Source organism: Amycolatopsis sp. N2S4-7, assembly GCF_058119595.1.
The window spans coordinates 9,012,894-9,036,150 of record NZ_CP172299.1; the positions used below are offsets into that span (position 1 = coordinate 9,012,894).

Consider the following 23,257-nt stretch of genomic DNA (forward strand, 5'->3'; position numbering starts at 1 on the left):
AGCCGTGCGTGTCTACTTGGGATCCGACCATGCCGGTTTCGAGCTGAAGAACCACCTGGTGGCTCACCTGGAGAAGCAGGGCCACGAGGTCACCGACATCGGCCCGCACGTCTACGACGCGGCCGACGACTACCCGGCGTTCTGCGTCGAGACGGCGCGGCGCGTGGTGGCCGACGAGGGCAGCCGGGGCATCGTCGTCGGCGGCTCCGGCAACGGTGAGCAGATCGCCGCGAACAAGGTCCCCGGCGCGCGGGCCGGCCTGGCCTGGAGTGTCGAGACCGCCAAGCTGTGCCGCGAGCACAACCACGCCCAGCTGATCGGCGTCGGCGCCCGGATGCACACCGCCGAGGAGGCCACCGAGATCGTCGAGGCCTTCCTCGCGACGGAGGTTTCGCCGGAGGAGCGGCACGCCCGCCGCGTCCAGCAGCTGCTGGACTACGAGCGCACCGGGATCCCGCCGGCGTTGCCGGAGGCCTGATGCCCGAGGGGCACACGCTCCACCGGCTCGCGCGGCTGCACCAGCGCCGGTTCGCCGGCGCCCCGGTCGAGGTGAGCAGCCCGCAAGGCCGGTTCGCCGCCGAAGCGTCCCGTTTGGACGGTCGGGTGTTCGTCGGCGCCGAGGCGCACGGCAAGCACCTCTTCCACGACTACGGGCCGCACGGGGTCGTCCACATCCACCTGGGCCTCTACGGCACCTTCGGCGAGTCCACGCTGCCCGTGCCGGATCCGGTGGGCCAGGTGCGGCTGCGGCTGGCCGGCCGGACACATTGGACGGACCTGCGCGGGCCCAACCGGTGCGAGCTGTTGGCGCCCGAGCAGGCGGACGCGATCAAGGCGCGGCTCGGCCCCGACCCGCTCCGCCGCGACGCGAAACCCGACCTGGCCTGGGCGCGCATCTCGCGCTCGAAGGTCTCGATCGCGGCGCTGCTGATGGATCAGGCGGTGCTCGCCGGCGTCGGGAACGTCTACCGCGCCGAGGTGCTGTTCCGCCACGGCGTCGCGCCTCTCACGCCGGGCAGGGCCCTCGACCGGGCGCTGTGGGACGCCATGTGGACCGACCTGGTGACGCTGATGCGGGCCGGCGTCCGCGTGGGCCGCATCGACACGGTCCGCCCGGAACACCTCCCGGAGGCGATGGGGCGGGCAGCGCGGGTGGACCGCCACGGCGGCGAGGTGTACGTCTACCGCCGCACCGGCGAGCCCTGCCTGGTGTGCGGAACGCCGGTGGCGACGTCGGAGCTGGTGGGCCGGAACCTCTACTGGTGCCCCACCTGCCAGCCGGCCTGACGCAAAACGCCCCGATGCGGCGTTCGGTGCGTCGGACGCAACCAAAACCACATCGGGGCGCTTGAAGCCGGGGCCTCAGAAGTCGAAGCCGCCGCCGTCGAACCCGCCGCCGTCGAAGCCGCCGCCGTCGAAGCCACCGCCGCCCCAGTCGCCGCCGCCGGCGTCGCCACCGAAGTCGCCTCCGCCGTCTCCGCCCATGTCGCCGCCGTCGCCGCCCGCGTCACCGGACTCCAGCGCGTCCTGCTGGCCCGCGTCGTAGCCCGACTCCCACGCCGAGGCGCTGGCGATGCCGCCCATGCCGGAGAACATCGCGCTGAACAGGAACATCGACCCGAGGCCCCAGGCGCCGGCGACGAGCGCGGGCTTCCACCACGGCTCGCTGTACCAGCCCTGCGGCACCGGTCGCCCGGCCACGCGGCCGCCGGGGTAGTAGTACGGCGTGTCCTGGCCCGCGTCCGGCGAGGCCGCGTAGTGCTGGCCCTCGACGTCGACGTCGCGGCGCTCGGTGACCTTGCCGGCGCGCTCGCGCTCGGCCTCCTCCGGCAGCTGCGGGCCGGGGTCCATGCCCATCGCGACGCGCGCGGCGCGGACGTAGTAGAGGCCTTCGACGGCGGTGTCCTTGACCAGCCGGGCCTGCTCGATCGTGCGGGCCTGCTCCAGCTGGGAGCCGGCCGCGTTGTAGCGCTCGCTCGCGTCGGCCATCGCCTGCATCGACGCGGTGTCGTTGCCGTTGAGGTTGAGGACCTGCCCGCCGAGCCGCTCGACCAGGCGGCGGGCGTCGGCCTTGGCGTCGTCGAGCTCCCGCTGCCGGGCCGCGGCCCGCTGCCGCGAGAAATACAGGCCGCCACCGACGATCACGACGACGAGCACGATCAGGAAGATCGCGGTGCCCATGGACCACTCCCAGAAGTTCGGGCGTCGGTGACGGGAAGTCACCTTTGATTCGGACAACGCGGACGTTACGCGGAGGGTTCCCGGTAAGTGATCCGGCACACCGTCGGACCTGGCCGAAGAAACTAGAACACGTTATAGTTCGACGCATGAAGTTCACCCTGTCGATCGCGATGAACCCCCTCGATCAGCTGGGCGAGCTCGCCCGGGCCGCCGAAGAGGCCGGCTTCGCCTCCATCGCCCTGCCGGACTCGCTCTTCTACGCCGAAACGGTGGACACGGACTACCCGTACACCCCGGACGGCAGCCGGTTCTGGACCGCGGAGACGCCGTGGGTCGACCCGCTCGTCGCGGCCGCGTCGATGGGCGCGGTCACCAGCCGGATCCGCTTCTACACGTCGGTGCTGAAGCTCGGCTCGCGCAACCCGGTGCTGCTGGCGCGCCAGGTGGGGTCGGCGGCGGTGCTCACCGGCGGCCGGTTCGGCCTCGGGCTCGGCGTCGGCTGGCTGCCGCAGGAGTTCGAGTACTGCGGCGTGCCGTTCGAGCGGCGCGGCAAGCGCGTCGACGAGGCCATCGACGTGCTCCGGCTGATCCTCGACGGCGGCATGGTCGAGTACCACGGCGAGTTCTACGACTTCGACAAGATCCAGATGAGCCCGGCGCCGCCGAGCCGGGTGCCGTTCTACATCGGCGGCCACACCGAAGTCGCGCTGAAGCGCGCGGCCCGCGTCGCCGACGGCTGGTCGTCGGCGATGATGAAGCTCGAGGAGCTGCGCGACACCATCGCCCGGCTCAAGGAGCTGCTGGCCGAGCGCGGCCGCGCCGGCGACCCGTTCGAGTACCAGGCCGTCTGCATCGACAAGTTCGGCCTCGACGGCTACCGCGAGCAGGCCGAGGCGGGCGTCACCGATGTCATCACCATGCCGTGGGTGTTCGACGGCGTCGGGTTCGACGCGCCGGTCGAGCCGAAGCTCGAGTCCATCCGCAAGTTCGGCGCCGAGATCATCGCGAAGTTCGAGGAGTGACACCCATGGGCGTGCAGGTCAGCTGGGACACCGGGAAAGAGCAGCCGCCGGCGCGGCGCGCGGCGTTCGCGTCGATGACCGCGGTGACGGCCGGGGACAAGGAGGCCTGGCTGGCGTTGTTCGCGCCCGACGCCGTCGTCGAGGACCCGGTCGGGCCCTCGATGTTCGACGCCGAGGGCAAGGGCCACCACGGCCGCGAGGGGATCAGCGCGTTCTGGGACATGACGATCGCCAACGTCGAGCGCTTCGAGTTCGTCATCCGCGACTCGCACGCCGCGGGGGACGAGTGCGCCAACGTCGGGACGATCACGACGTACCTGCCGGGCGGCTACCGCGTCGACACCGACGGGGTGTTCGTCTACCGCGTCGGCGAGGACGGGCTGGTCCGGTCGATGCGGGCGTTCTGGGAGACCGAGCGCGCGATGGCGACGGCGCGCCAGGCGACCGAATAGCGTCCCGGCCAGCGGAAACCCGATCTCATATCTGATACATGATCTCTTGACTCCCGGTTAGGCAAGTCTCTTTACTAACGGGTGCAGACCTCTGATGTCTCCACCTCCGGGAGTACGCATGTCCTCACTTCGGCGCATCGCGGGCGCGGCCGCCGCGCTCGCGATCGCGGCCAGCGGTCTCGTCCTCTGCCAGCCCGAGGCGCTCGCCCTCGAGAACGGGCTGCTGCGGACGCCACCGATGGGCTTCAACAACTGGAACTCGACGCAGTGCCGTCCCGAGTTCGACGAGGCGATGATCAAGGGCGTCGCCGACACCTTCGTGAGCAAGGGGCTCAAGGACGCCGGCTACACCTACGTCAACATCGACGACTGCTGGGCGCTGCCGTCGCGCAATCCGGCGGGCGACCTCGTGCCCGACCCGGCGCGCTTTCCCAGCGGTATCAAGGCACTCGCCGACTACGTGCACGGGAAGGGCCTGAAGTTCGGCATCTACACCAGTGCCGGCACGAAGACCTGCAACAAGGCCGGTTTCCCCGGCGCGCTCGGCCACGAGCAGCAGGACGCGAACCTGTTCGCCTCCTGGGGTGTCGACTACCTGAAGTACGACAACTGCAACAACCAGGGCGTCGACGCCCAGCAGCGCTACAAGGCGATGCGGGACGCGCTCGCGAAGTCCGGCCGCCCCATCGCGTATTCGATCTGCGAGTGGGGCCAGAACAAGCCGTGGACGTGGGCCGCGCCGGTCGGGAACCTGTGGCGCACCACCGGGGACATCTCCGACAAGTGGTCGAGCATGATCGGCAAGGCGCAGGCCAACCGCGGCCTCGCGCAGTACGCCGGGCCCGGCCACTGGAACGACCCCGACATGCTGGAGGTCGGCAACGGCGGGATGACCGCGGCGGAGTACCGCACGCACTTCGGCCTCTGGGCGATGATGGCGGCGCCGCTGCTCATCGGCAGCGACCTGCGGAAGGTGTCGGACGCCGACTTCGCGATCCTCAAGAACACCGACGTCATCGCGCTCGACCAGGACCCGCTGGGCAAGCAGGCGACCGTGCTGAGCGCGAACGCCGGCCTCGTCGTCTACAGCAAGGTGCTGGCCAACGGCGATCGCGCGGTCGCCTTGTCCAACGAAACCGCCGCGACGGCGACCATCAGCACGACCGCGGCCGCGACCGGCATCGGCAGCGCGACGTCGTACACGCTGAAAGACCTGTGGAGCAAGGCGACCCGGACCACCACGGGCGCGATCAGCGCGTCGGTGCCGTCGCACGCCACGGTGCTGTACCGCGTTTCCAAGGCCGGCACCGCGACGCGCTACGAAGCCGAATCCGCGACGCTCTCGGCGGGCGGCACGGTCGACGCGAACCACGCGGGCTTCTCGGGGACCGGCTTCGCGAACGGTGCCAACGCCGTCGGCAGCTCGGTCGAATGGCAGGTGACCGGGCCGGCGTCGGCGCTGACGTTCGGCTACGCGAACGGCACGACGGCGGCGCGCCCGGTGGACGTGGCGGTCGACGGGACGGTCGTCGCCGCGGGGGTGCCGTTCCCGCCGACCGGCGCGTGGACGACGTGGAGCACGGTGACGAAGGCGGTGAACCTGACCGCGGGCCCGCACACGGTCCGCGTCACCGCGACCACCGCCGACGGCCCGGCGAACCTCGACTACCTGGACGTGCCGCGGTAGCGCGATGCTCGGGTTCGGGCGGACCTGCCGCCGGCTCCGCCCGAACCCGGACGTCACGCTGCGCCGGGAGGACCTGCACCTGCACTTCCTCGGGCCGGCAGGCGGTGAAGATCCTTTCGGCGGCGCTCGCCCGCGAGCGTGCGACGGCGTCGGCGGCCGACGTGGCCGCGGGCGAGGACTACCTGGCCGAACCGCGGGAGTCGTAGGCCTCTCGCGCCGCTTCGACCTTGCCGAGGTTGCCCGACCACTCGGAGAGCGTCGCGAACAACGGGCCCAGGCTGCGGCCCAGCTCGCTGATCTCGTACTCCACCCGCGGCGGGACCTCGGCGTGGTAGGTGCGCACCACGAGGCCGTCGCGCTCCAGCTGCCGCAGCCGCTGGGTGAGGACCTTCGGCGTGATCGTCGCGATGCGGCGCTCCAGCTCGACGAACCGCTGCCGCCCGAACTCGTGGAGCGCCCACAGGATCGGTGTCGTCCAGCGGCTGAAGACGATGTCGACCACCGGGGCGATCGGGCAGGCCAGCTCGGGGGTCGCTGTGGTCCTGATCACTTTTCGGGCCTCCAGCCAATACTTTCCTCTAGGTACCTACTATACCGGCGAAGGTAGCGTCCGTCCCATGATCGTGATCGTGGGAGCTACGGGAAATGTCGGAGCACCGTTGGTGCGCAAGCTGGCCGAGGCGGGCGAAGAGGTGACGGCGGTGTCCCGCCGGATCGCCGACGCGCCGCCGGGAGTCGTTGTCCGGCAAGGGGATCTGGCCGAGCCCGGGACGTTGCCGTTCGAAGGCGCGTCGGCGGTGTTCCTGATGGTGTCGGGGGCGTTCGTGCCGCTCGACGAGGTGCTCGGGCGCGCGAAAGCGGCGGGTGTGGGCCGGGTGGTGCTGCTGTCGTCCCAGGGAGTCGCGACCGGACGGCACCCGGCGGTGCTGGAGGACTCCGTGCGCGGCTCGGGTCTGGAGTGGACGATGCTGCAGCCCGCCGCGTTCGCCTCGAACACCTTGCAGTGGGCGGAAAGCGTGCGCTCGTCGCGGGAGGTCGTCGCGCCGTTCGGGAACGTCGCCCTGCCCGTGGTCGACCCGGACGACATCGCGGCGGTTGCCGCGGCGACGTTGCGGGAAGCCGGGCACGCGGGCGCTTCTTACGTGCTGACCGGGCCGTCCGCGATCACGCCGCGGGAGCAGGCCGCGGCGATCGGGGAGGCACTGGGCGAGCCGGTGCGGTTCGTCTCGCAGACCCGCGAGGAGGCGCGCGCGGCGATGCTGGCTCATATGCCCGCGCAGGTCGTGGACGTGACGCTGGACGTCCTGGGCGCTCCGACGGCGGGCGAGCAGCAGGTCAGCCCCGATGTGGAGCGGGTACTCGGCCGCGCGCCGAAGCCGTTCGCGGAGTGGGCGGCGCGGTTCGCGGGGGTGTTCAAGTGACGGTCCTGGCGCACCGCGAGTCCGGCACCGGTGCACCGCTGGTGTTCCTCCACGGCAATCCGACGTCGTCTTTCCTGTGGCGCAACGTGATGCCGTCCCTGCCGGGGCGGCGGCTGGCCCCGGACCTGATCGGCATGGGCGACTCGGCGAAGCCGGACATCGAGTACTCGTTCGACGACCACGCGCGCTACCTGGACGCCTGGTTCGACGCCCTCGACCTGGACGACGTGGTCCTGGTCGGCCACGACTGGGGTGGCGCGCTGGCGGCGGACTGGGCGTCGCGCCACCCCTCGCGCGTCCGGGGGCTGGCGTTCACCGAAGCGGTCCTGAAGCCGATGTCGTGGGAGGAGTTCCCGCCGGCGGGCGCGGAGCTGTTCCGCGCGATCAAGACGCCGGGGGTGGGCGAGTCCCTGGTCCTGGACGGCGACGTCTTCGCCGGGCTTCCGCCGGAGTACGCGAAGCCGTACGGAACCCGCGAGTCGCGTGTCCCGCTGCTGCGGTGGGCGCGCTCGTTGCCGCTCGGGGGCGAACCGGCTCCGGTGGTGGCCCGGATCGAGGCGTTCGGCCGCTGGCTGGGGGCGACCCCGGCGGTCCCGAAGCTGCTGATCACGTTCGAGCCGGGTCACGGGACGATGCTCACGCAGCCGATGATCGACTGGTGCGCGGCGAACTTCGCGGCGCTGGAGGTGGTGCACCACCCGGTGGTGGCGGGCCACCACACCCCGGAGGACCGGCCGGAGCTGGTCGCGCAGACGCTGGCGACGTGGTTGTCCGGACCCGGCTGGGGCGACATCGGCACGGGACCGCGCAATCTGGGACAACCCGGCGGCGGGGAGCGCTCGTATCGTCGTGGGCGGCCGGTTCCCTCGTAGGCAAGGACTCCCGCATGGACGTGGCACGGACGTGGTCCGGGGTGGAGCAGGGCCGGCTGCGGCTGGCGGACCTCCTCGACGGCTTGTCCGCCGAGGACTGGGAGCGGCCTTCGCTGTGCGAGGGGTGGCGGATCCGCGACGTGGCGGCGCACGTGGCGGGCAACGCCCAGTTCGGCGCGGGGGACTGGTTCCGCGAGGCGATCCGCGCGAGGGGCAGTTTCAACCGCATGGTCCGCGACTCGGCCCGGCGCCTGGCCGCGGCACCGCCCGCCTCGATCGTGGCGCAGCTGCGCGAGTTCGCCGCGTCCCGCCGGGTGCCGCCGGCTCCGGGAGCGGGCCCGGACTCGACGATCATGGACGTGTTGACGCACACGCAGGACATCGCGCTGGTCCTGGGCCGCGAGGTGCGGATCCCCCCAGAGGACGCGGTGGCGGGCTTGGGCAGCCTCTGGAAGCTCCGGTTCCCGTTCAACCCGCGCAAGCAACTGGCGGGGATCCGCATGGTGGCGGAGGACGCAGAGTGGGACGTCGGGTCAGGCCTGGAGGTAAGAGGGCCCGCAACGGCGTTCCTCCTCCTGCTGACGAACCGCCCGGCAGCGTATGACCGGCTCACGGGCCCAGGCTTGGAGCTGGCCCGCCAGCGGCAGGCGAGGCCAGACGGGGCGGCCGCGGCCTGACGATTCGAGCTGGCTGCCAGGCAAGCCGATTACTCGCCACGAACCTTGCTGATCAGGTGCCACTGCGCCGGCTGGTCCTTCTTGATCAGAAGCACCTTGTCTCCCTCGACCTGAACAACCCGCCAGTTGTGCTCTTCCGCGTTGGGCAGTTCGGGAATCGACACGGTGATGACGGTGCTTTCCGCGGTCTTGGGCTCTGACGGGGTTTCGGCCGCGGTCGGCGTCGTTGCATGTCCGGAGGCGTAACCACGGGCGAGCAGATCCGAGGCGAAAACTATTGCCATGGCACCGATGATCGCGATCGCCAGCGCAGCCTGCGACCCCGAGCTGGGGTTGGGGCCGAGAAGTTTGGTGCTCCAGCCGGTGAACTGGTTGACGATGAGGGTCACCGCACCGACGAACGCGGTGCCGAGGGTCAGATTGGTCGCGCCGGCCGGGATCGGATCCGTCGCATTATCGGTATTTCCCCGATTGAACAGGTTTGCGATTACGTTCGGCACTGTGCACTCCTGCCAGGTGCTGGCGGGTTGGCGGACTCGGAGCCCGTCCGGTTGATGTCACAGTCGCTTCTGGATCCAGTTGCGTAACGTCCGTTTTCGGAAAGTTTTGAGAATGTGTCCGTATGTTCTCGGGCTGCGCCGTGGGTGGCACCTCTTCGCCGAGCCGGAATCACCGATCTTCCTGCGGGACGAGGCCAGGCGGCCGCGGGCTCCGTCGCAACCGGACGCCGGGCGTGGTTGTCCAACCCCGTATAACAGCTTGTACAGAGACGCAAACTGAGACGCCGGGCTTCCGTCTGGACGGGGGTCCTGGCGTTTCCGCAGGTCAAAGCTTCAAAACTGGTCGGGATGACAGGATTTGAACCTGCGACCCTTCGCTCCCAAAGCGAATGCGCTACCAAGCTGCGCCACATCCCGTGGCACCCCCAGGGGGGTGTGTGATCAGCCTAGCGCGTCACGCTAAGCTAGCGATGCACCCGGGTACTTCCGGGGGCACGCGGGTGTAGCTCAATGGTAGAGCCCTAGTCTTCCAAACTAGCTACGCGGGTTCGATTCCCGTCACCCGCTCCAGTTTCGTACGACGACGCGGCGTCGGCCTCCAGTGAGGCCGCGATCACGTCCAGGAGCTTGTCCGTGTCCACCGGCTTCGTGATGTAGTCGTCCGCGCCGCTGGCCAGGGTGCGGGCGCGGTCCTCCGCCGTGGCCTTGGCCGTCACCGCGATCACCGGGAGATCGGCGTTGGCCGCTTCCGCGCGGATCGCCGCGATCGTCGCGTTGCCGTCCAGTTCGGGCATCATCACGTCCATCAGGACGAGGGCCGTGTCCTCGTTGCGCTCCAGGGCGCGGATGCCGTCGACGCCCGTTTCGGCGTAGATGACCTCCAGGCCGGCCTGTTCCAGCACCGCGGCCAGGGCGAACACGTTCCGGAGGTCGTCGTCGACGATGAGGACCTTTTCGCCGTGGAAGCGCTTCGGGGCGACGTCGGGGGCCGCCACCACGACCGTGCTCGGGACCGGGGGCAGGCGGGGGGTCGACAGGGCCGTCACCGGGTCGATCAGGTTGGCCGCCGCCACCGGGAGGTACAGCGTGAACGTCGAACCGACGCCCGGTTCGCTGACCACCCGCAGCTCGCCGCCGAGCAGCTCCGTGAGCTGCTGGCTGATGTTCAGGCCCAGGCCGGTGCCGCCGTACTTGCGGCTGGTCGTGCCGTCGGCCTGGCGGAACGCCTCGAAGATGACCGCGAGCTTCTCCTCCGGGATCCCGATCCCGGTGTCCTCGACGGCGAACGCGATGATGCCCGGCGCGTTCTTCAGCGATTCCTGCTCCACCTCGGCCGGGTCGGCGGCCCGGATGTGCAGGCGGACGCCGCCCTCGTCGGTGAACTTGGCCGCGTTCGAGAGCAGGTTGCGGAGGATCTGCTGGAGCCGGTGCTCGTCGGTGTGGACGCTGCCCGGCACCGGGGGGTCGATGTGGACGGCGAACTCGAGGCCCTTGTCCGCGGTCAGCGGGCGGCACAGCGATTCGACGTAGTCCACCAGCTCGGGCAGCGTGATGTCGGACATCTGCATGTCCAGCCGGCCCGCCTCGACCTTCGCCAGGTCCAGTATGTCGTTGATCAGCTGCTGCAGGTCCGAGCCCGCCGCGTAGATCGTCTTCGCGAACTGGATCTGCTTCTCCGTCAGGTTGCCCTCGGGGTTCTCCGACAGCAGCTTCGCCAGGATCAACGCGCTGTTCAGCGGCGTCCGCAGCTCGTGCGACATGTTCGCCATGAACTCGGTCTTGTACTGCGACGCGACCGTCAGCTGCCCGGCGCGTTCCTCCAGCTCCTGGCGCGCCTGCTCGATCTCGCTGTTCTTGACCTCGATGTCGCGGTTCTGCTGGGCCAGCAGCGCGGCCTTCTCGGCGAGCTCGGTGTTGGACCGCCGCAGCTCGCCCTGCTGGGCCTGCAGCTGCTCCGACCGCGCCCGCAGCTCCTGCGCGAGCCGCTGCGACTCGGTGAGCAGCGCTTCGGTCCGCGAGTTGGACAGGATCGTGTTCACGTTGACGCCGATCGTGTGCCGCAGCTGCTCCAGCAGGTCCTGGTGCACCGTGCTGAACTCGTTGACCGAGGCCAGCTCCAGCACCCCGAGCACCTCGCCCTGGAACAGCACCGGCAGCACGATGAGGTTCACCGGCGCGGCCGCGCCGAGCCCGGACGACACGAGCGCGTACTCCGGCGGCGCCTCCCGCACCAGGATCGTGCGCTGGTCGACGGCGGCCTGCCCGATCAGCGACTCGCCGATCGCGAACCGCAGCCCGGCGCGGGACTGCGCGAGGCCGTAGGCGGCGATGCACTCGAGGACCGTGCCGTCGCGGTCGTCGTCGCGGGCCAGGAAGAACGCGCCCTGCTGCGCGCGGACCAGCGGCGCCAGCTCGGACAGGATCAGCGCGGCGACCGAGGCGAGGTCGCGGTGCCCCTGCATCCGCCCGGACAGCTGCGCGAGGTTCGTCTTCAGCCAGTCCTGCTCGCGGTTGGTCCTCGTCGTCTCCTTGAGGTTCGCGATCATCTGGTTGATGTTGTCCTTGAGGTCGGCGACCTCGCCGGACGCGTCGACCGTGATGTGCCGGGTCAGGTCGCCCGCCGTCACCGCGGTCGCCACCTGCGCGATCGCGCGGACCTGCGTGGTCAGGTTCCCGGCCAGCTGGTTCACGCTCTCGGTGAGCCGCTGCCAGGTGCCGGACACGCCGTCGACCTCGGCCTGGCCGCCCAGCTTGCCCTCGGTGCCGACTTCGCGCGCCACGCGCGTGACCTCGGAGGCGAACGCCGAGAGCTGGTCGACCATCGTGTTCATCGTGGTCTTGAGCTCGAGGATCTCGCCGCGGGCGTCGACGTCGATCTTCTTCGTCAGGTCGCCCTTCGCGACGGCGGTGGTGACCTGCGAGATGTTGCGGACCTGGCTGGTCAGGTTGTGCGCCATGAAGTTGACGTTCTCGGTCAGGTCCTTCCAGGTCCCGGCGACGCCGGGGACGCGGGCCTGGCCGCCGAGGATGCCTTCGGTGCCGACCTCGCGGGCGACGCGGGTGACCTCGTCGGCGAACGCGCGCAGCGTCTCGACCATGCCGTTCAGCGTCTCGGCCAGGGCCGCGACCTCGCCCTGGGCCTCGATCCGGATCTTCTTGGACAGGTCGCCGTTGGCCACCGCGCTCGCCACCGTGGCGATGTTGCGCACCTGGTCGGTCAGGTTGTCGGCCATGACGTTGACGTTGTCGGTGAGGTCCTTCCACGTGCCCGCGACGCCGCGGACGGTGGCCTGGCCGCCGAGCTTGCCTTCGGTGCCGACTTCGCGGGCGACGCGGGTGACTTCGTCGGCGAAGGCGGACAGCTGGTCGACCATCGTGTTCAGCGTGGTCTTGAGCTCGAGGATCTCGCCGCGCGCGTCGACGGTGATCTTCTGCGTCAGGTCGCCCTTCGCGACCGCCGCCGTCACCGTGGCGATGTTCCGGACCTGGTCGGTCAGGTTGTTCGCCATGAAGTTGACGTTGTCGGTGAGGTCCTTCCAGGTCCCGGCGACGCCGGGCACGGTGGCCTGGCCGCCGAGCTTGCCTTCGGTGCCGACTTCGCGCGCCACTCGGGTGACTTCGTCCGCGAACGCGGACAGCTGGTCCACCATCGTGTTCAGCGTCGTCTTGAGCTCGAGGATCTCGCCGCGGGCGTCGACCGCGATCTTCTGCGTCAGGTCGCCGCGCGCGACGGCGGTGGCGACCTGGGCGATGTTGCGGACCTGGGTGGTCAGGTTGTTGGCCATGAAGTTCACCGAGCCGGTGAGGTCGCGCCAGGTGCCGGCGACGCCGGGGACCTGCGCCTGCCCGCCCAGCTGACCCTCGGTGCCGACCTCGCGCGCCACCCGGGTGACTTCGTCGGCGAAGGCGGACAGCTGGTCCACCATGGTGTTCATGGTCGTCTTGAGCTCGAGGATCTCGCCGCGGGCGTCGACGGTGATCTTCTGGGTCAGGTCGCCCTTCGCCACGGCCGTGGTCACGTGGGAGATGTTGCGGACCTGGTCGGTGAGGTTGTCGGCCATCTGGTTGACCGAGTCGGTGAGGCTGCGCCACGTCCCGGCCGCGCCCGGCACCTGGGCCTGGCCGCCGAGCTTGCCGTCGCTGCCGACCTCGCGCGCGACGCGGGTGACTTCGCCGGCGAACGCCGAGAGCTGGTCGACCATCGTGTTGAGCGTGTTCTTCAGCTGCAGGATCTCGCCGCGGGCGTCGACGTCGATCTTCTTCGTCAGGTCGCCGTTGGCCACCGCGGTCGCCACCTGCGAGATCCCGCGGACCTGGTCGGTGAGGTTGTCGGCCATCAGGTTGACCGAGTCGGTGAGGTCGCGCCACGTCCCGGCGACGCCCGGCACCTGGGCCTGGCCGCCGAGCTTGCCGTCGCTGCCGACCTCGCGGGAGACGCGGGTGACCTCGTCGGCGAACGCCGAGAGCTGGTCGACCATCGTGTTGATGGTGTTCTTGAGCTCGAGGATCTCGCCGCGGGCGTCGACGTTGATCTTCTGGGTCAGGTCGCCGCGCGCGACGGCGGTGGTGACCTGCGCGATGTTGCGGACCTGCTCGGTGAGGTTGTCGGCCATGAAGTTGACCGAGTCGGTCAGGTCGCGCCACGTCCCGGACACGCCCGGGACGACCGCCTGGCCGCCGAGACGTCCCTCACCCGCGATCTCGCGGGAGAGCCTCGTCACTTCGGCGGCGAAGCGCGACAGCTGCGCGATGAGGCCGTTGACCGTCTTCGCCAGCGTGGCGTACGCGCCCTGCAGCGGGCGGCCGTCGAGGGTCAGGGTCATGGGCTGGGACAGGTCGCCGTCGGCGACGGCGCCGAGCACCCGGTCGAGCTCGATCGCCGGCCGGGTGAGGTCCTCGACCAGGCCGTTCACGCTGTCGACGGCGGTGGCCCAGCCGCCGGGGCCGACCTCGCCCTCGAGCCGCTCGCTGAGCCTGCCTTCCTGGCCGACGGCCGCGCGCACCCGCAGCAGCTCGCTGACCAGCCGCTGGTTGCGTTCCGCGATGTCGTTGAACGCCACCGCGAGCTGCGCCGAGATACCGTCGCCGTGCGGCACGAGCCGCCGGCGGAAGTTGCCGTCCCCGAGATCCCGCACCGCGACGAGCACCCGCTCCAGTGCCGCCGCTTCGCTCTGGGATTCCGTTGTCATGTGTGCCGACCCTCTCCACCACGCATGCGCCAGCCATGGCTGTCGAACCAGCGTGCCATGATTCGCCCTACACTTCGAGCCAGTCCGCCCGCTCACGCGGTAGCCGTGCGATAGCAGTCCGGAGGCAGGAGGTCCGTGCATGGTGTCACGTCCGGCGCCGGCCTCGGCGGCCCTGCCGCCGATCACCGGTGAGGACGGGCCGCCGGGCTTCGACGCCTTCGGGCGGGCCGTCCTCGAAGACGTGCGCGACGCGGTGTTCCTCCAGGACGCCGAAGGCGCGCTGCGCTGGGCGAACCCGGCCGCGCGGGCGCTGACCGGGGACACCGAGCCGAAGCTGCACCCGATCGCCGGAACTGTGACATCCGGGGCTTTGCCCCGGGCCGGGGGCTCCGCCACCCGGACCCCCGCAGAGCCGTCGGTGGGACACGTCGAAGTGGACGGTCACCGCCGCCCCGCCCGGATCCGCGCGCTGCCCGGCGGCTGGCACGCCTGGACGGTGACCGCGGACGACGTCCCGCAGCGGCACGTCGGCGACTTCCTCGCCGAGGCCGGTCCGCGGCTGGCCGCCGCGCGCGGGCGCCACGGCACCGCCAGGGTGATCGCCGAGCTGGCCGCGTCCGCGCTGGCCGACACCGTCTTCGTGCTGCTGCCGACCACCCGTGGCCGGTGGGAGTGGTGGAGCTGCGAGCGCCCGGCCGCGCAGGGCCACGGCCGGATCCGGCGGGTCCCGGCGCAGATCGCGCCGGTGCTGGCGGCGACGTTCGGCGCCACCGGGCGCCCGCAGCTGGCGCCGGTGCCCGCCCCCGAGGTCGCGACGCTGCCGTCGGTCGTCGCCGACCGGTTCGCCGGGCACGCCGACGTCTCGGTCGTCTCGCTCGGGCCGAGCGCGAGCGCCGAGGTCACCGGCGCGCTGCTGCTCGGCCGCCGTGCCGACCCGGACTTCGGCGCCGAGCAGGCCCGCGCGGTGGTGGAGTTCGCCAAGGCGGCCGGGACGGCGCTGGCCAACGCCCAGCGCTACGCCCGCCAGGAGGAGGCGACCCGCGGCCTGGAGACCACGCTGCGCCCGGTCGACCCGCCCGAGCTCGACGGCGCCCGGTTCGAGACCTGGTACGAGCCCGCGGGCGGCGTCCTCGCGGTCGGCGGGGACTTCTTCGACGTCCTCCCGCACGACGACGGCAGCGCGTTCCTCGTGCTCGGCGACATCTGCGGCAAGGGCCCCGAGGCCGCGGCGCTGACCGGCCGGGTCCGGCACGCCCTGACCGCGCTCGCCATGGTCGAACGCGACGGCCGGACGCTGCTGCGGCTGCTGAACGAACTGCTCATCGCCGGCGGCAGCAGCCGGTTCGCCACGCTCGTGCTCGGCACGGCGCAGCCGTCCGACGGGGGCGTCGACCTGACGCTGGCCTCCGGCGGGCACCCGGCGCCGCTGATCGTCCGCCGGGCGGGCGTCGTCGAAGAGGTCACCGTCCCGGGCACGCTGGTCGGCATCTCGCCGCAGGCCCGGTTCGCCGAGGCGCGGGTGCGGCTGGAGCGCGGCGACATCTGCCTGCTCTACACCGACGGCATCACCGAGGCCCGCAACCGGCACGACCAGACGGACCTGTTCGGCGACAACCGGCTGCGCGCGGTGCTGACGGCCGCGGCGGGCGAGCCGGCCCGCGAGGTGGTGCGGCGGCTGCGCCAGGCCGTGCGCGACTGGCTCGGCAGCTCGGCCCACGACGACATCGCCGTGCTGGCCGTGGAGTGCGCCGACTGATCGATCGTCGGCGGGGTCCGGGTGGCGGCGCCCCGGCTGTTCCAGTCCTATGTGGACCGGGTTTGACGGCGGTGCGAGGGGGTAATTCCCCGGTGCACTTGTTCCCGACGACAGGAGTCCCATGGCGAACGCACTGCAGGGACGCCGGGTCGCGATCCTGGCCGCGGACGGCGTCGAACAGGTCGAACTGGAGAAGCCGCGTCAGGCGGTCCTCGACGAGGGCGCGACGGTGGAGCTGGTGTCGCTCGACACCGGCGAGATCCAGGCCATGAACGGCGACATCGACAAGGGTGACCGGTTCCCGGTCGACCGGAAGGTGGCCGACGTCGAGGTCGGCGACTTCGACGCGCTGCTGCTGCCGGGCGGCACGATGAACCCGGACAACCTGCGCAGCGACCCGGACGCGGTCCGGTTCGTGGCCGACTTCGTGCGCGCCGGCAAGCCGGTCGGGGTGATCTGCCACGGTCCGTGGACGCTCGTCGAAGCGGATGTCGTCCGTGGCCGCACGCTGACGTCGTACCCGAGCATCCGGACGGACATCCGTAACGCCGGCGGCACGGTCGTCGACGAAGAGGTTGTAGTGGACAACGGCCTGGTCTCCAGCCGCAACCCGGACGACCTGCCGGCCTTCTGCCGGACGGTCGTGCGCGAGTTCGCGGGCTGACCCTTTTGTCCTCTGTGGACGATCACTCGTTCGTGTGTTAAGTCCCGCTTAAATCTGTTGGCTTTTGGCACTCCGGCGGAGGACGCTGAGGGTGTGACCCGGATCGCCCGCGAGAGGAGGTGGACGCGATGACTGTGCAGGCCAGGCGCTACGGCCGCTGGTGCCGTGAACACTTCGACGCGATCGCCGGCGAGGGCGTTCCCGCACCCCGCGGCGGCGAGCCCGCCCGCGAGGCCCGGCCGGAACCCGAACCGGAGCCCGTCCAACCGGGTGTCGAACAGCCGCAGGGCTGACCAGCGCACGAAGAAGGCCTCCCCCGCGCCGGGGGAGGCCTTCTTCGCGGTTCAGCGGTAGCTGCGGCGGTACCAGACCCGCTTGGGTCCAGGTACACCGATGCGCGTCACGACGTCGGTCAGGATCCCGCCGATGACCAGCCAGATGACCGCCGCGAGGCCGTCGTTGAGGAAGGTCGCCAGCTTCTCGGAATCCGGCGTGAAGAGGTTGCGCAGGCCGAGCGAGACGCCCGAGGACCATTCGCTGATCAGGTGCGCGAAGCCGTTCGCCGAGTTCGCTTCGCCGAGCACCAGCACGATGTGCACGGCGAGGACGAACGCGAACAGCACGCACACGAGGTGGATGAGGGCGTTGAGCGTGCGCACCAGCCGGATGCGCGGGTGGGTGCGCTCCACGACTTCTTCGGTTTCCGCGGGCTCGTACCGTGGTTCGTACGGCTCGGCGGGCGGGGGATACGGCATCGTCCTCGCCGTCCTTTCGACTGTCCGATGTGGACGCAGCTGGTCGTACGGTGGCACCACGGGGTACCCGGTGCCCAGGTCGGCGAACCGCTCCTACCGAAAACTTCCCCGACGGCGGCGGTGATAGGGTAGTTTGGGGAACACAAGGAGGGTCATGGAGGTCTTCTCCGTCGAACAGGTCGCCGCGAAGCTCGGCCTGCACGTCCGGACGGTCCGGAACTACGTGCGGGACGGGCGGCTGAAGGCGGTCCGCATCGGCAAGCAGTACCGGATCGCCGCGGACGACCTCGAGGCCTTCACCGGGCTCCCGGTGGCCGACCCACGCCCGGAACGGCCCGCCGAGCTGTCCGGCGTCGTCGAGGTCGGCGGCGTCGACCGGGCGACGGCCGACCGGATCGCCACCCTGGTCGTGGCCTCGGTGAACGGGCCGCGGGACGGCGGCGAGCGGCCCTTGCGCGTCGAGACCGTCTACGACGGGGACCGGTCCACCGTGAAGATCATCGTGCTCGGCGACCTCGCCGCCGGCGCCGACCTGCTGCGGCTCGTCGCGAGCTTCACCGAGGGCCTGGCGTGAGCACGATCTACCGCTCGGCCGAAGGCGCCCGGGCGGTCCGCCGCCGGTACGACGCCCTCCTCGCCCGCTGGCCCGTCCCGGCCGAGCCGCGCACGGTCGAAACCCGCCTCGGCGGCACCTTCGCCGTGGTCTCCGGCCCGCCGGACGCGCCGCCCGTGGTGGCGCTGCAGGGCTCCGGCGGCACCGCCGCGCACTGGCTGCCCGACATCGCGACCCTCGCCGGCTCCCTGCGCGTTTACGCCGTCGACGCGCCCGGCGAGCCGGGCCGGACCGTCGAGGCGCGGCCGCCGCTCGGGTCGCCCGCCTGCGCCGAGTGGCTCGACGACGTCCTCGACGCGCTCGAACTGCCCCGCGCGGCCTTCCTCGGCGGCTCGCTGGGCGGCTGGTGGGCACTGGACCATGCGCTGCGCCGCCCGGACCGGGTCACGGCGCTGGCCCTGGTCAACCCGGCCGGGATCGGCCGCCGCCGGATCGCGCCGATCCTCAAGTTCGCCGCGTACAGCCTGGTCGGCGGCTGGGGACGCCGACGGTCACTGGCCATGGTCGCGAAGGGCACGCACGGCCCGGTGGACGCCGCGCAGCGCGCGGTCGGCGAGTTCACGCTGCTGACGTTCGAGCACTTCAAGCCCCGCCTGGAGGCGATCCCGACGGTGCCGGTCGAGCGGCTGCGCGACCTGCGCATGCCGGTCCAGGCCCACTTCGGCGCCCACGACGTCCTCCTCGACCAGCGCGAGGCGGCGGCGAAGCTGCGGCAAGCCCGCCCGGACGCCGACGTCCGGCTGGTCGACGACGCCGGGCACTTCCTGCCCGGCTGGGCCGCCGCCGTCGCGGCGTTCCTGAACGGAGGCCGATCGTGATCGAAGTGCGGCAGGGCACCAGCGTGTGGCACGCCCCGGCCGAAGGGCCGGAGCTGGCCACCGAGCAGGACGCGGTCGACCTGGTCGGCGCCACCTACGGCCTCGGCGCCGACGTCCTCGTCGTGCCGGTGGAGCGGTTCCCCGCGAGGTTCTTCGACATGCGCACGAAGCTGATCGGGCACTTCTTCTCGAAGATCGTCCAGTACGGCTACCGGCTGGTGCTCGTCGGCGACGTCCGCCACCACGTCGAGGCGAGCACGGTGTTCCGCGACGTCGTGCGGGAGTCGAACCGCGGCCGGGACGTCTGGTTCGTCGCCGACCTCGCGGAGCTCGACGCCCGGCTGGCCGCGTCCCGCTGAGCCGCGCGGCGGAACCTCGTGCGGGGTGCGCAACCCCGTCCCGCGCGGGACGTCCAGGTGATCATGAGAACTCCCCGGCGCTCGGCGCTGCTGGTGTCCGTCCTCGCCCTCCTGGCCGTGTTCGCCTCGCCCGCGACGGCGGAAACCGTGGTGCCGAAGGGGTTCCGGCCGGCGTCGACGAGCTGGACCGGGCCGGGCACCGGGTACGTCCTGGGGTACTCGCCGTGCGCGCGGGCGTGGTGTCCCGCGCTGCTGGGCACCACCGACGGCGGCGGGCACTGGCGGCGGTTGGGCGCGCCGCCGATGCCGCTGCCGGACAACCACAACCACGTCGCGCTGAAGTTCGTCACCGACCGCGTCGCCTACGTCAGCGACGGCGTCCACGTGCGCGCGACCAGGGACGGCGGCGCGAGCTGGCACCCGGTCGGCCTGATCGGCGCGCGGGAACCGTTCTACCTCTCGAAGATCACCGAGACCGGGGGCCGCGTCTTCGCCGTGCTCACCACCTACGGCGAGGGCCGCGGCTCGACGCGGCTGTACTCGGCGGCAGCCGGCTCGCCGGTGCTGGCCCCGGTGCCCGGGTTCGCGGTCACCGGCGCCCTCACCTACGGCGACCTGGCCGTCGGCGGCGGCCTGCAGGTCGCGCTCGGCGCGGACTACGGCACCGAGGGGTACTGGACCTCGCGCGACGGCGTCCGCTTCACCCCGGCCGACCCGCCGTGCCCGCCGGGGACCGTCGCCTCCCTCGCCGGGGTCCGGGACCGGCAGGTCGTGGCCCTGTGCAGCAGCAGCCCCGGCTCACCGCAGCCCGGCTCGACCGAGCGGCGGCTGCGGCACGCGCCGCAGCTCGGCGGGACGTTCAGCGGGGACGACGCGGTGCCCTTCACCGGGATCACGCAGGCCTTCGGCGCGGCTTCGCCGACGTCCGCGACGGTCGCGGCGGAAGGCGGCGGCACCGGCTTCCTGCACAGCACGGCCGACGGCGGCCGCACCTGGACGACAACCGTGCTGCCCGACCGGGGGCTCGCCCTTGCCGATCTCGACTTCCCCGGCCGCGACACCGGCGTCGTCGTCGACGGTCAGCCGGACGCCGACGGCGGCTCCGCCGTGTACCGGACCACGGACGGCGGACGCAGCTGGCGTGAGGTCCGGTTCGGGTAGTTGTCCCTGGCAGGCAAGGCCCTTGTGCCCGGTTCACTTGGTGCACCGCATGTCGTAGTCTGAGCACTGTCCGTTGCCGGACACGGTGAGCGAGCCCGGGCAGGGGTCCGTCCGCCACGCGAAGAGTGGGAGAACAGCCGATGACGCCTGGCGACCTGCGGTCCGGAACCGAGGGTGGCTCGGCCGCCCTCGATTTCAGCAAGGCGAGCCTGGCCCGGTTGTCCGACGCGCTGCTCGGCGGCCACGACCACTACGAGGTCGACCGCGAAGCGATGCGGCGGCTCCTGGCGATCGCGCCCGGTGCGTGCACCATGGCGAAGGAGCACCGAGACTGGCTGGTCCGCGCGGTCCGGTTCCTCGCCGGCAAACGCGGCATCGACCAGTTCCTCGACCTGGGCTCCGGCATGCCGACCGCCGAGAACACCCACGAGGTCGCGCAGCGGTACAACCCGGACGCGCAGGTGGTGTACGTCGACAACGACCCGGTCGTGCAGGTGCACGGCCGGGCGCTGCTCGAGGAGAACTACCTGACCCACGTCACCGGCGCCGACCTGACGAAGCCCGCCGAGACGCTGGCCGACGAGGTCGTCCAGGAGTACCTCGACTTCACCCGTCCGGTGGCGCTGATCCTGACGTCGATCGTCCACCACATCGACGACTTCGAGCGTGCGAAGTCGATCGTGGCGGCGTACGTCGACGCGCTCGCGCCCGGGTCGTACCTGCTGCTCACGCACCACTTCGACCCGGAAGAGGACTCGCCCCGCCAGGAGCTGGCGCGGCTGCTGGAGACCAGTTTCCAGGGCACCGGGCTGGGCAGCGTCCACCGCACCCGCGAGCAGATCACGGCGTTCTTCGCGGGCACCGAGCTGTTGCGGCCGGGGCTGGTCTACCTGCACGAATGGTGGCCGGACGGCCCCCGGCTGCACCCGCTGAGCGAGCTGAACTTCCTCACCCTGGGCGGGGTGGCCCGCAAGCCGTGAGGCCGGTCAGCCGGCGTTGAAGGTGTCCGGGTCCGGGCCGGTGCGCTCGCCGCGGTCCAGCGGCCGCAGCGATTCGAGCTCCTCCTCCGAGAGGGTGAACCCGAACAGGTCGAAGTTCTCCTCGATCCGCGACGGCGTCACCGACTTCGGGATCACGACGTTGCCCAGCTGCAGGTGCCAGCGCAGCACGATCTGCGCGGGCGTGCGGCTGTGCTTCACCGCGAGGTCCGCGACCACCGGGTCGCCGAGCAGGCTGCCGCCCTTGGCCAGCGGGCTCCACGCCTCGGTCGCGATGCCGTTCTTCGCGTCGAACTCGCGCAGCTCCGGCTGCTGCAGGTAGGGGTGCAGCTCGACCTGGTTGACCGCCGGGGCGATCTCGGCCGCGTCGAGCAGGCGCTCCAGGTGCGCGGGCTGGAAGTTGGACACGCCGATCGCGCGGACCCGGCCGTCCTTGTAGAGCTTCTCGAACGCCCGCCAGGTGTCGAGGTAGCGGTCGCGCCGCGGCGTCGGCCAGTGGATCAGGTACAGGTCGAGCTGCTCCAGGCCCAGCTTGGCCAGGCTCTCGTCGAACGCCTTGAGCGTCGAGTCGTAACCCTGGGCGGAGTTCCACAGCTTGGTCGTGACGAAGAGCTCGTCGCGGGCGATGCCGGACTCGTGGATCGCCTGGCCGACGCCGGCTTCGTTGCCGTAGACGGCGGCGGTGTCGATGCTGCGGTAGCCCGCTTCGAGGGCGGTTTTCACGGCGGTGGCGGTCTCGTCGTCCGGGACCTGGAACACGCCGTAGCCGAGCTGCGGCATCTGCACGCCGTTGTTGAGTTCGATCACGGGCACGCTGGTCACAAGGGTTCCTTTCGGTGGGTGGTTCATCGGACGGGTACCCGTTCCCCGGCGTCGAAACGGGCCGGGGCCCGGCGGTCGAGCAGACCGGAGACGAGCGCCACGGCGAGACCCGCCGCGGCGAGCGCGGCGCCGATCCAGTTGGGGGCGGTGTAGCCGAGGCCGGCGTCGATCGCCTGACCGCCGAGCCACGCGCCGCCGGCGTTGCCGAGGTTGAACGCGGCGATGTTCGCCGCCGACGCCAGCGCCGGGGCGCCGTCGGCCTTGGCCATCACGCGGGCCTGCAGCGGCGGCACGGTGGCGAAGCCCGCCGCGCCGAACAGCGCGATGGTGATCGCGGCGGGCACCTGGGCGTGCGCGGTGAACACGAAGGCCACCAGCACGAGCGCCAGCGCGGCGAGGATGACGTACAGGCTGGGCATGAGCTTGCGGTCCGCGGCCCGGCCGCCGAGCAGGTTGCCGGCGAAGAGGCCACCGCCGAAGAGCACGAGCAGCCAGGTGACGGCACCGCTCGAGAAGCCGGCGACCTCGGTCATCATCGGCGCGATGTAGGTGAACGAGGCGAACACCCCGGCGAAGCCGAGCGCCGTCATGACCAGGGCGAGCCACACCTGCGGGCGGCGGAACACGGCGAGCTCGCCGCGCAGGCCGCCGTGGGGGTCGGGGGCCTGGTGCGGCACGAGCGCGAGGATGCCGAGCGCCCCGGCGACGCCGAGCGCGCTGACCACCCAGAACGTCGAGCGCCAGCCGAAGGCCTGGCCGAGCGCGGTGCCGGCGGGCACGCCGAGCACGTTCGCCACGGTCAGCCCGGTGAACATCAGCGCGATCGCGCTGGCCTTCCTCGCGGGGGCGACCAGCGATGCGGCGACAACCGAGCCGACGCCGAAGAACGCGCCGTGGCTCAGCGCCGCGACAACCCGGCCGGTCATCAGCAGGCCGTAGCCCGGGGCGAGCGCCGAGAGCACGTTCCCCGCGATGAACAGGCCCATCAGGGCGACCAGCACGGTCTTGCGCGGGACCCGCGAGGCGAGCGCGGTGAGCACGGGGGCACCGACGACGACGCCGAGCGCGTAGCCCGAGATGAGCAGGCCTGCGGACGGGATCGAGACGCCCAGGTCGCCCGCGACCTCGGGCAGCAGGCCCATGATCACGAACTCGGTGGTGCCGATCCCGAAAGCGCTGATCGCCAGTGCGAGCAGAGCGGCGGGCATGGACTTCCTTCTTCCGGAGTAGACTTGTGAGCGTGAGCAACTACGAGCGTCCGAGATAGTTGCAGGCGCCGTATATTGCACAAGCTTGATGGTGCAGCGTGC

General features: G+C 71.4%; 23 protein-coding genes and 2 tRNA genes. 17 read left to right on the top strand and 8 right to left on the bottom strand.

Annotated features, from left to right (window positions below; translation table 11 throughout):
- The first annotated feature begins 4 nt into the window (after positions 1–4).
- Both ACH54P_RS42385 and ACH54P_RS42390 read left to right on the top strand, forming a co-directional pair.
- Positions 5–478, top strand: coding sequence for a ribose-5-phosphate isomerase (locus tag ACH54P_RS42385; protein ID WP_489908935.1), 474 nt, complete (start codon positions 5–7; stop codon positions 476–478).
- A complete protein-coding gene (locus ACH54P_RS42390) occupies positions 478–1,287 on the top strand; it encodes an Fpg/Nei family DNA glycosylase (protein WP_489908936.1) in 810 nt (269 codons plus the stop codon). Before ACH54P_RS42385 ends, ACH54P_RS42390 begins: the two co-directional genes overlap by 1 nt.
- Before the next feature lie 75 nt (positions 1,288–1,362).
- Here the strand turns inward: ACH54P_RS42390 and ACH54P_RS42395 are convergent, their stop codons facing one another.
- Positions 1,363–2,181, bottom strand: a complete 819-nt coding sequence (locus tag ACH54P_RS42395) for a hypothetical protein (protein WP_489908937.1) — start codon at positions 2,179–2,181, stop codon at positions 1,363–1,365.
- 146 nt (positions 2,182–2,327) lie between these two features.
- On the opposite strand from ACH54P_RS42395, the gene ACH54P_RS42400 reads away from it, so the two are divergent.
- From ACH54P_RS42400 to ACH54P_RS42410, 3 genes are all read left to right on the top strand, one after another.
- The gene (locus tag ACH54P_RS42400; RefSeq protein ID WP_489908938.1) at positions 2,328–3,203 is read left to right on the top strand and encodes a TIGR03619 family F420-dependent LLM class oxidoreductase; all 876 of its coding nucleotides are present in this window, start codon (positions 2,328–2,330) and stop codon (positions 3,201–3,203) included.
- Positions 3,204–3,208: 5 nt separating this feature from the next.
- Entirely contained in the window at positions 3,209–3,655 is a 447-nt protein-coding gene (locus ACH54P_RS42405; protein ID WP_489908939.1) for a nuclear transport factor 2 family protein, read from the top strand.
- 118 nt (positions 3,656–3,773) lie between these two features.
- A complete protein-coding gene (locus tag ACH54P_RS42410) occupies positions 3,774–5,342 on the top strand; it encodes a carbohydrate-binding protein (RefSeq protein ID WP_489908940.1) in 1,569 nt (522 codons plus the stop codon).
- Between the two features lie 178 nt (positions 5,343–5,520).
- Here ACH54P_RS42410 and ACH54P_RS42415 read toward each other — a convergent pair whose 3' ends face one another.
- Entirely contained in the window at positions 5,521–5,892 is a 372-nt protein-coding gene (locus tag ACH54P_RS42415) for a winged helix-turn-helix transcriptional regulator (protein WP_489908941.1), read from the bottom strand.
- A gap of 67 nt (positions 5,893–5,959) precedes the next feature.
- On the opposite strand from ACH54P_RS42415, the gene ACH54P_RS42420 reads away from it, so the two are divergent.
- Genes ACH54P_RS42420 through ACH54P_RS42430 form a run of 3 tightly spaced genes read left to right on the top strand, consistent with a single transcriptional unit; the run spans position 5,960 to position 8,312 of the window.
- Positions 5,960–6,763: an NAD(P)H-binding protein gene (locus ACH54P_RS42420; protein WP_489908942.1), complete on the top strand. Its 804-nt coding sequence runs from the start codon at positions 5,960–5,962 to the stop codon at positions 6,761–6,763.
- Entirely contained in the window at positions 6,760–7,635 is an 876-nt protein-coding gene (locus tag ACH54P_RS42425) for an alpha/beta fold hydrolase (RefSeq protein ID WP_489908943.1), read from the top strand. Before ACH54P_RS42420 ends, ACH54P_RS42425 begins: the two co-directional genes overlap by 4 nt.
- A 14-nt stretch (positions 7,636–7,649) precedes the next feature.
- The gene (locus ACH54P_RS42430) at positions 7,650–8,312 is read left to right on the top strand and encodes a maleylpyruvate isomerase family mycothiol-dependent enzyme (RefSeq protein WP_489908944.1); all 663 of its coding nucleotides are present in this window, start codon (positions 7,650–7,652) and stop codon (positions 8,310–8,312) included.
- Positions 8,313–8,341: 29 nt separating this feature from the next.
- Here the strand turns inward: ACH54P_RS42430 and ACH54P_RS42435 are convergent, their stop codons facing one another.
- Entirely contained in the window at positions 8,342–8,812 is a 471-nt protein-coding gene (locus tag ACH54P_RS42435; protein WP_489908945.1) for a hypothetical protein, read from the bottom strand.
- A 340-nt stretch (positions 8,813–9,152) separates the two neighbouring features.
- Positions 9,153–9,229 (bottom strand) — tRNA-Pro (locus ACH54P_RS42440).
- A gap of 79 nt (positions 9,230–9,308) precedes the next feature.
- On the opposite strand from ACH54P_RS42440, the gene ACH54P_RS42445 reads away from it, so the two are divergent.
- Positions 9,309–9,382, top strand: a tRNA-Gly gene (locus tag ACH54P_RS42445).
- Here the strand turns inward: ACH54P_RS42445 and ACH54P_RS42450 are convergent.
- The gene (locus ACH54P_RS42450; protein ID WP_489916952.1) at positions 9,334–14,001 is read right to left on the bottom strand and encodes a HAMP domain-containing protein; all 4,668 of its coding nucleotides are present in this window, start codon (positions 13,999–14,001) and stop codon (positions 9,334–9,336) included. The two genes, ACH54P_RS42445 and ACH54P_RS42450, sit on opposite strands and share 49 nt — an antisense overlap.
- A 139-nt stretch (positions 14,002–14,140) precedes the next feature.
- Between ACH54P_RS42450 and ACH54P_RS42455 the strand changes: the two genes are divergently transcribed.
- From ACH54P_RS42455 to ACH54P_RS42465, 3 genes are all read left to right on the top strand, one after another.
- Positions 14,141–15,757 carry a PP2C family protein-serine/threonine phosphatase gene (locus ACH54P_RS42455; protein ID WP_489908946.1) on the top strand — a complete coding sequence of 539 codons (1,617 nt, stop codon included), beginning with the start codon at positions 14,141–14,143 and terminating at the stop codon, positions 15,755–15,757.
- A gap of 121 nt (positions 15,758–15,878) precedes the next feature.
- Positions 15,879–16,421: a type 1 glutamine amidotransferase domain-containing protein gene (locus ACH54P_RS42460; protein WP_489908947.1), complete on the top strand. Its 543-nt coding sequence runs from the start codon at positions 15,879–15,881 to the stop codon at positions 16,419–16,421.
- 128 nt (positions 16,422–16,549) lie between these two features.
- On the top strand, positions 16,550–16,714 hold the full coding sequence (locus ACH54P_RS42465) for a hypothetical protein (protein ID WP_489908948.1): 165 nt from the start codon (positions 16,550–16,552) through the stop codon (positions 16,712–16,714).
- 51 nt (positions 16,715–16,765) lie between these two features.
- Here ACH54P_RS42465 and ACH54P_RS42470 read toward each other — a convergent pair whose 3' ends face one another.
- Entirely contained in the window at positions 16,766–17,176 is a 411-nt protein-coding gene (locus ACH54P_RS42470; protein ID WP_489908949.1) for a hypothetical protein, read from the bottom strand.
- A gap of 154 nt (positions 17,177–17,330) precedes the next feature.
- On the opposite strand from ACH54P_RS42470, the gene ACH54P_RS42475 reads away from it, so the two are divergent.
- From ACH54P_RS42475 to ACH54P_RS42495, 5 genes are all read left to right on the top strand, one after another.
- Positions 17,331–17,750: a helix-turn-helix domain-containing protein gene (locus ACH54P_RS42475; protein ID WP_489908950.1), complete on the top strand. Its 420-nt coding sequence runs from the start codon at positions 17,331–17,333 to the stop codon at positions 17,748–17,750.
- Positions 17,747–18,607 (top strand): alpha/beta fold hydrolase, encoded by an 861-nt coding sequence (locus ACH54P_RS42480; protein ID WP_489908951.1) that lies wholly within the window; start codon positions 17,747–17,749, stop codon positions 18,605–18,607. The genes ACH54P_RS42475 and ACH54P_RS42480 overlap by 4 nt, the downstream gene beginning before the upstream one ends.
- On the top strand, positions 18,604–18,966 hold the full coding sequence (locus ACH54P_RS42485) for a DUF4180 domain-containing protein (RefSeq protein WP_489908952.1): 363 nt from the start codon (positions 18,604–18,606) through the stop codon (positions 18,964–18,966). Before ACH54P_RS42480 ends, ACH54P_RS42485 begins: the two co-directional genes overlap by 4 nt.
- Before the next feature lie 63 nt (positions 18,967–19,029).
- Positions 19,030–20,127, top strand: coding sequence for a sialidase family protein (locus ACH54P_RS42490; RefSeq protein WP_489908953.1), 1,098 nt, complete (start codon positions 19,030–19,032; stop codon positions 20,125–20,127).
- A gap of 140 nt (positions 20,128–20,267) precedes the next feature.
- Positions 20,268–21,107: an SAM-dependent methyltransferase gene (locus ACH54P_RS42495; protein WP_489908954.1), complete on the top strand. Its 840-nt coding sequence runs from the start codon at positions 20,268–20,270 to the stop codon at positions 21,105–21,107.
- Between the two features lie 6 nt (positions 21,108–21,113).
- Here ACH54P_RS42495 and ACH54P_RS42500 read toward each other — a convergent pair whose 3' ends face one another.
- Together ACH54P_RS42500 and ACH54P_RS42505 are read right to left on the bottom strand one after the other, a co-directional pair.
- Positions 21,114–21,947, bottom strand: coding sequence for an aldo/keto reductase (locus tag ACH54P_RS42500; RefSeq protein WP_489908955.1), 834 nt, complete (start codon positions 21,945–21,947; stop codon positions 21,114–21,116).
- 23 nt (positions 21,948–21,970) lie between these two features.
- A complete protein-coding gene (locus ACH54P_RS42505; protein ID WP_489908956.1) occupies positions 21,971–23,155 on the bottom strand; it encodes an MFS transporter in 1,185 nt (394 codons plus the stop codon).
- Positions 23,156–23,257 lie beyond the last annotated feature (102 nt).

What these genes read in the sequence shown, in the direction of transcription:
- ACH54P_RS42395 (WP_489908937.1), bottom strand. Translation starts at nt 2,181, where the DNA reads ATGGGCACCGCGATCTTCCTGATCGTGCTCGTCGTCGTGATCGTCGGT.
- ACH54P_RS42420 (WP_489908942.1), top strand. Translation starts at nt 5,960, where the DNA reads ATGATCGTGATCGTGGGAGCTACGGGAAATGTCGGAGCACCGTTGGTG.
- ACH54P_RS42450 (WP_489916952.1), bottom strand. Translation starts at nt 14,001, where the DNA reads ATGACAACGGAATCCCAGAGCGAAGCGGCGGCACTGGAGCGGGTGCTC.
- ACH54P_RS42465 (WP_489908948.1), top strand. Translation starts at nt 16,550, where the DNA reads ATGACTGTGCAGGCCAGGCGCTACGGCCGCTGGTGCCGTGAACACTTC.
- ACH54P_RS42470 (WP_489908949.1), bottom strand. Translation starts at nt 17,176, where the DNA reads ATGCCGTATCCCCCGCCCGCCGAGCCGTACGAACCACGGTACGAGCCC.
- ACH54P_RS42460 (WP_489908947.1), top strand. Translation starts at nt 15,879, where the DNA reads ATGGCGAACGCACTGCAGGGACGCCGGGTCGCGATCCTGGCCGCGGAC.
- ACH54P_RS42455 (WP_489908946.1), top strand. Translation starts at nt 14,141, where the DNA reads ATGGTGTCACGTCCGGCGCCGGCCTCGGCGGCCCTGCCGCCGATCACC.
- ACH54P_RS42390 (WP_489908936.1), top strand. Translation starts at nt 478, where the DNA reads ATGCCCGAGGGGCACACGCTCCACCGGCTCGCGCGGCTGCACCAGCGC.
- ACH54P_RS42490 (WP_489908953.1), top strand. Translation starts at nt 19,030, where the DNA reads ATGAGAACTCCCCGGCGCTCGGCGCTGCTGGTGTCCGTCCTCGCCCTC.
- ACH54P_RS42495 (WP_489908954.1), top strand. Translation starts at nt 20,268, where the DNA reads ATGACGCCTGGCGACCTGCGGTCCGGAACCGAGGGTGGCTCGGCCGCC.
- ACH54P_RS42505 (WP_489908956.1), bottom strand. Translation starts at nt 23,155, where the DNA reads ATGCCCGCCGCTCTGCTCGCACTGGCGATCAGCGCTTTCGGGATCGGC.
- ACH54P_RS42475 (WP_489908950.1), top strand. Translation starts at nt 17,331, where the DNA reads ATGGAGGTCTTCTCCGTCGAACAGGTCGCCGCGAAGCTCGGCCTGCAC.
- ACH54P_RS42410 (WP_489908940.1), top strand. Translation starts at nt 3,774, where the DNA reads ATGTCCTCACTTCGGCGCATCGCGGGCGCGGCCGCCGCGCTCGCGATC.
- ACH54P_RS42400 (WP_489908938.1), top strand. Translation starts at nt 2,328, where the DNA reads ATGAAGTTCACCCTGTCGATCGCGATGAACCCCCTCGATCAGCTGGGC.
- ACH54P_RS42430 (WP_489908944.1), top strand. Translation starts at nt 7,650, where the DNA reads ATGGACGTGGCACGGACGTGGTCCGGGGTGGAGCAGGGCCGGCTGCGG.
- ACH54P_RS42405 (WP_489908939.1), top strand. Translation starts at nt 3,209, where the DNA reads ATGGGCGTGCAGGTCAGCTGGGACACCGGGAAAGAGCAGCCGCCGGCG.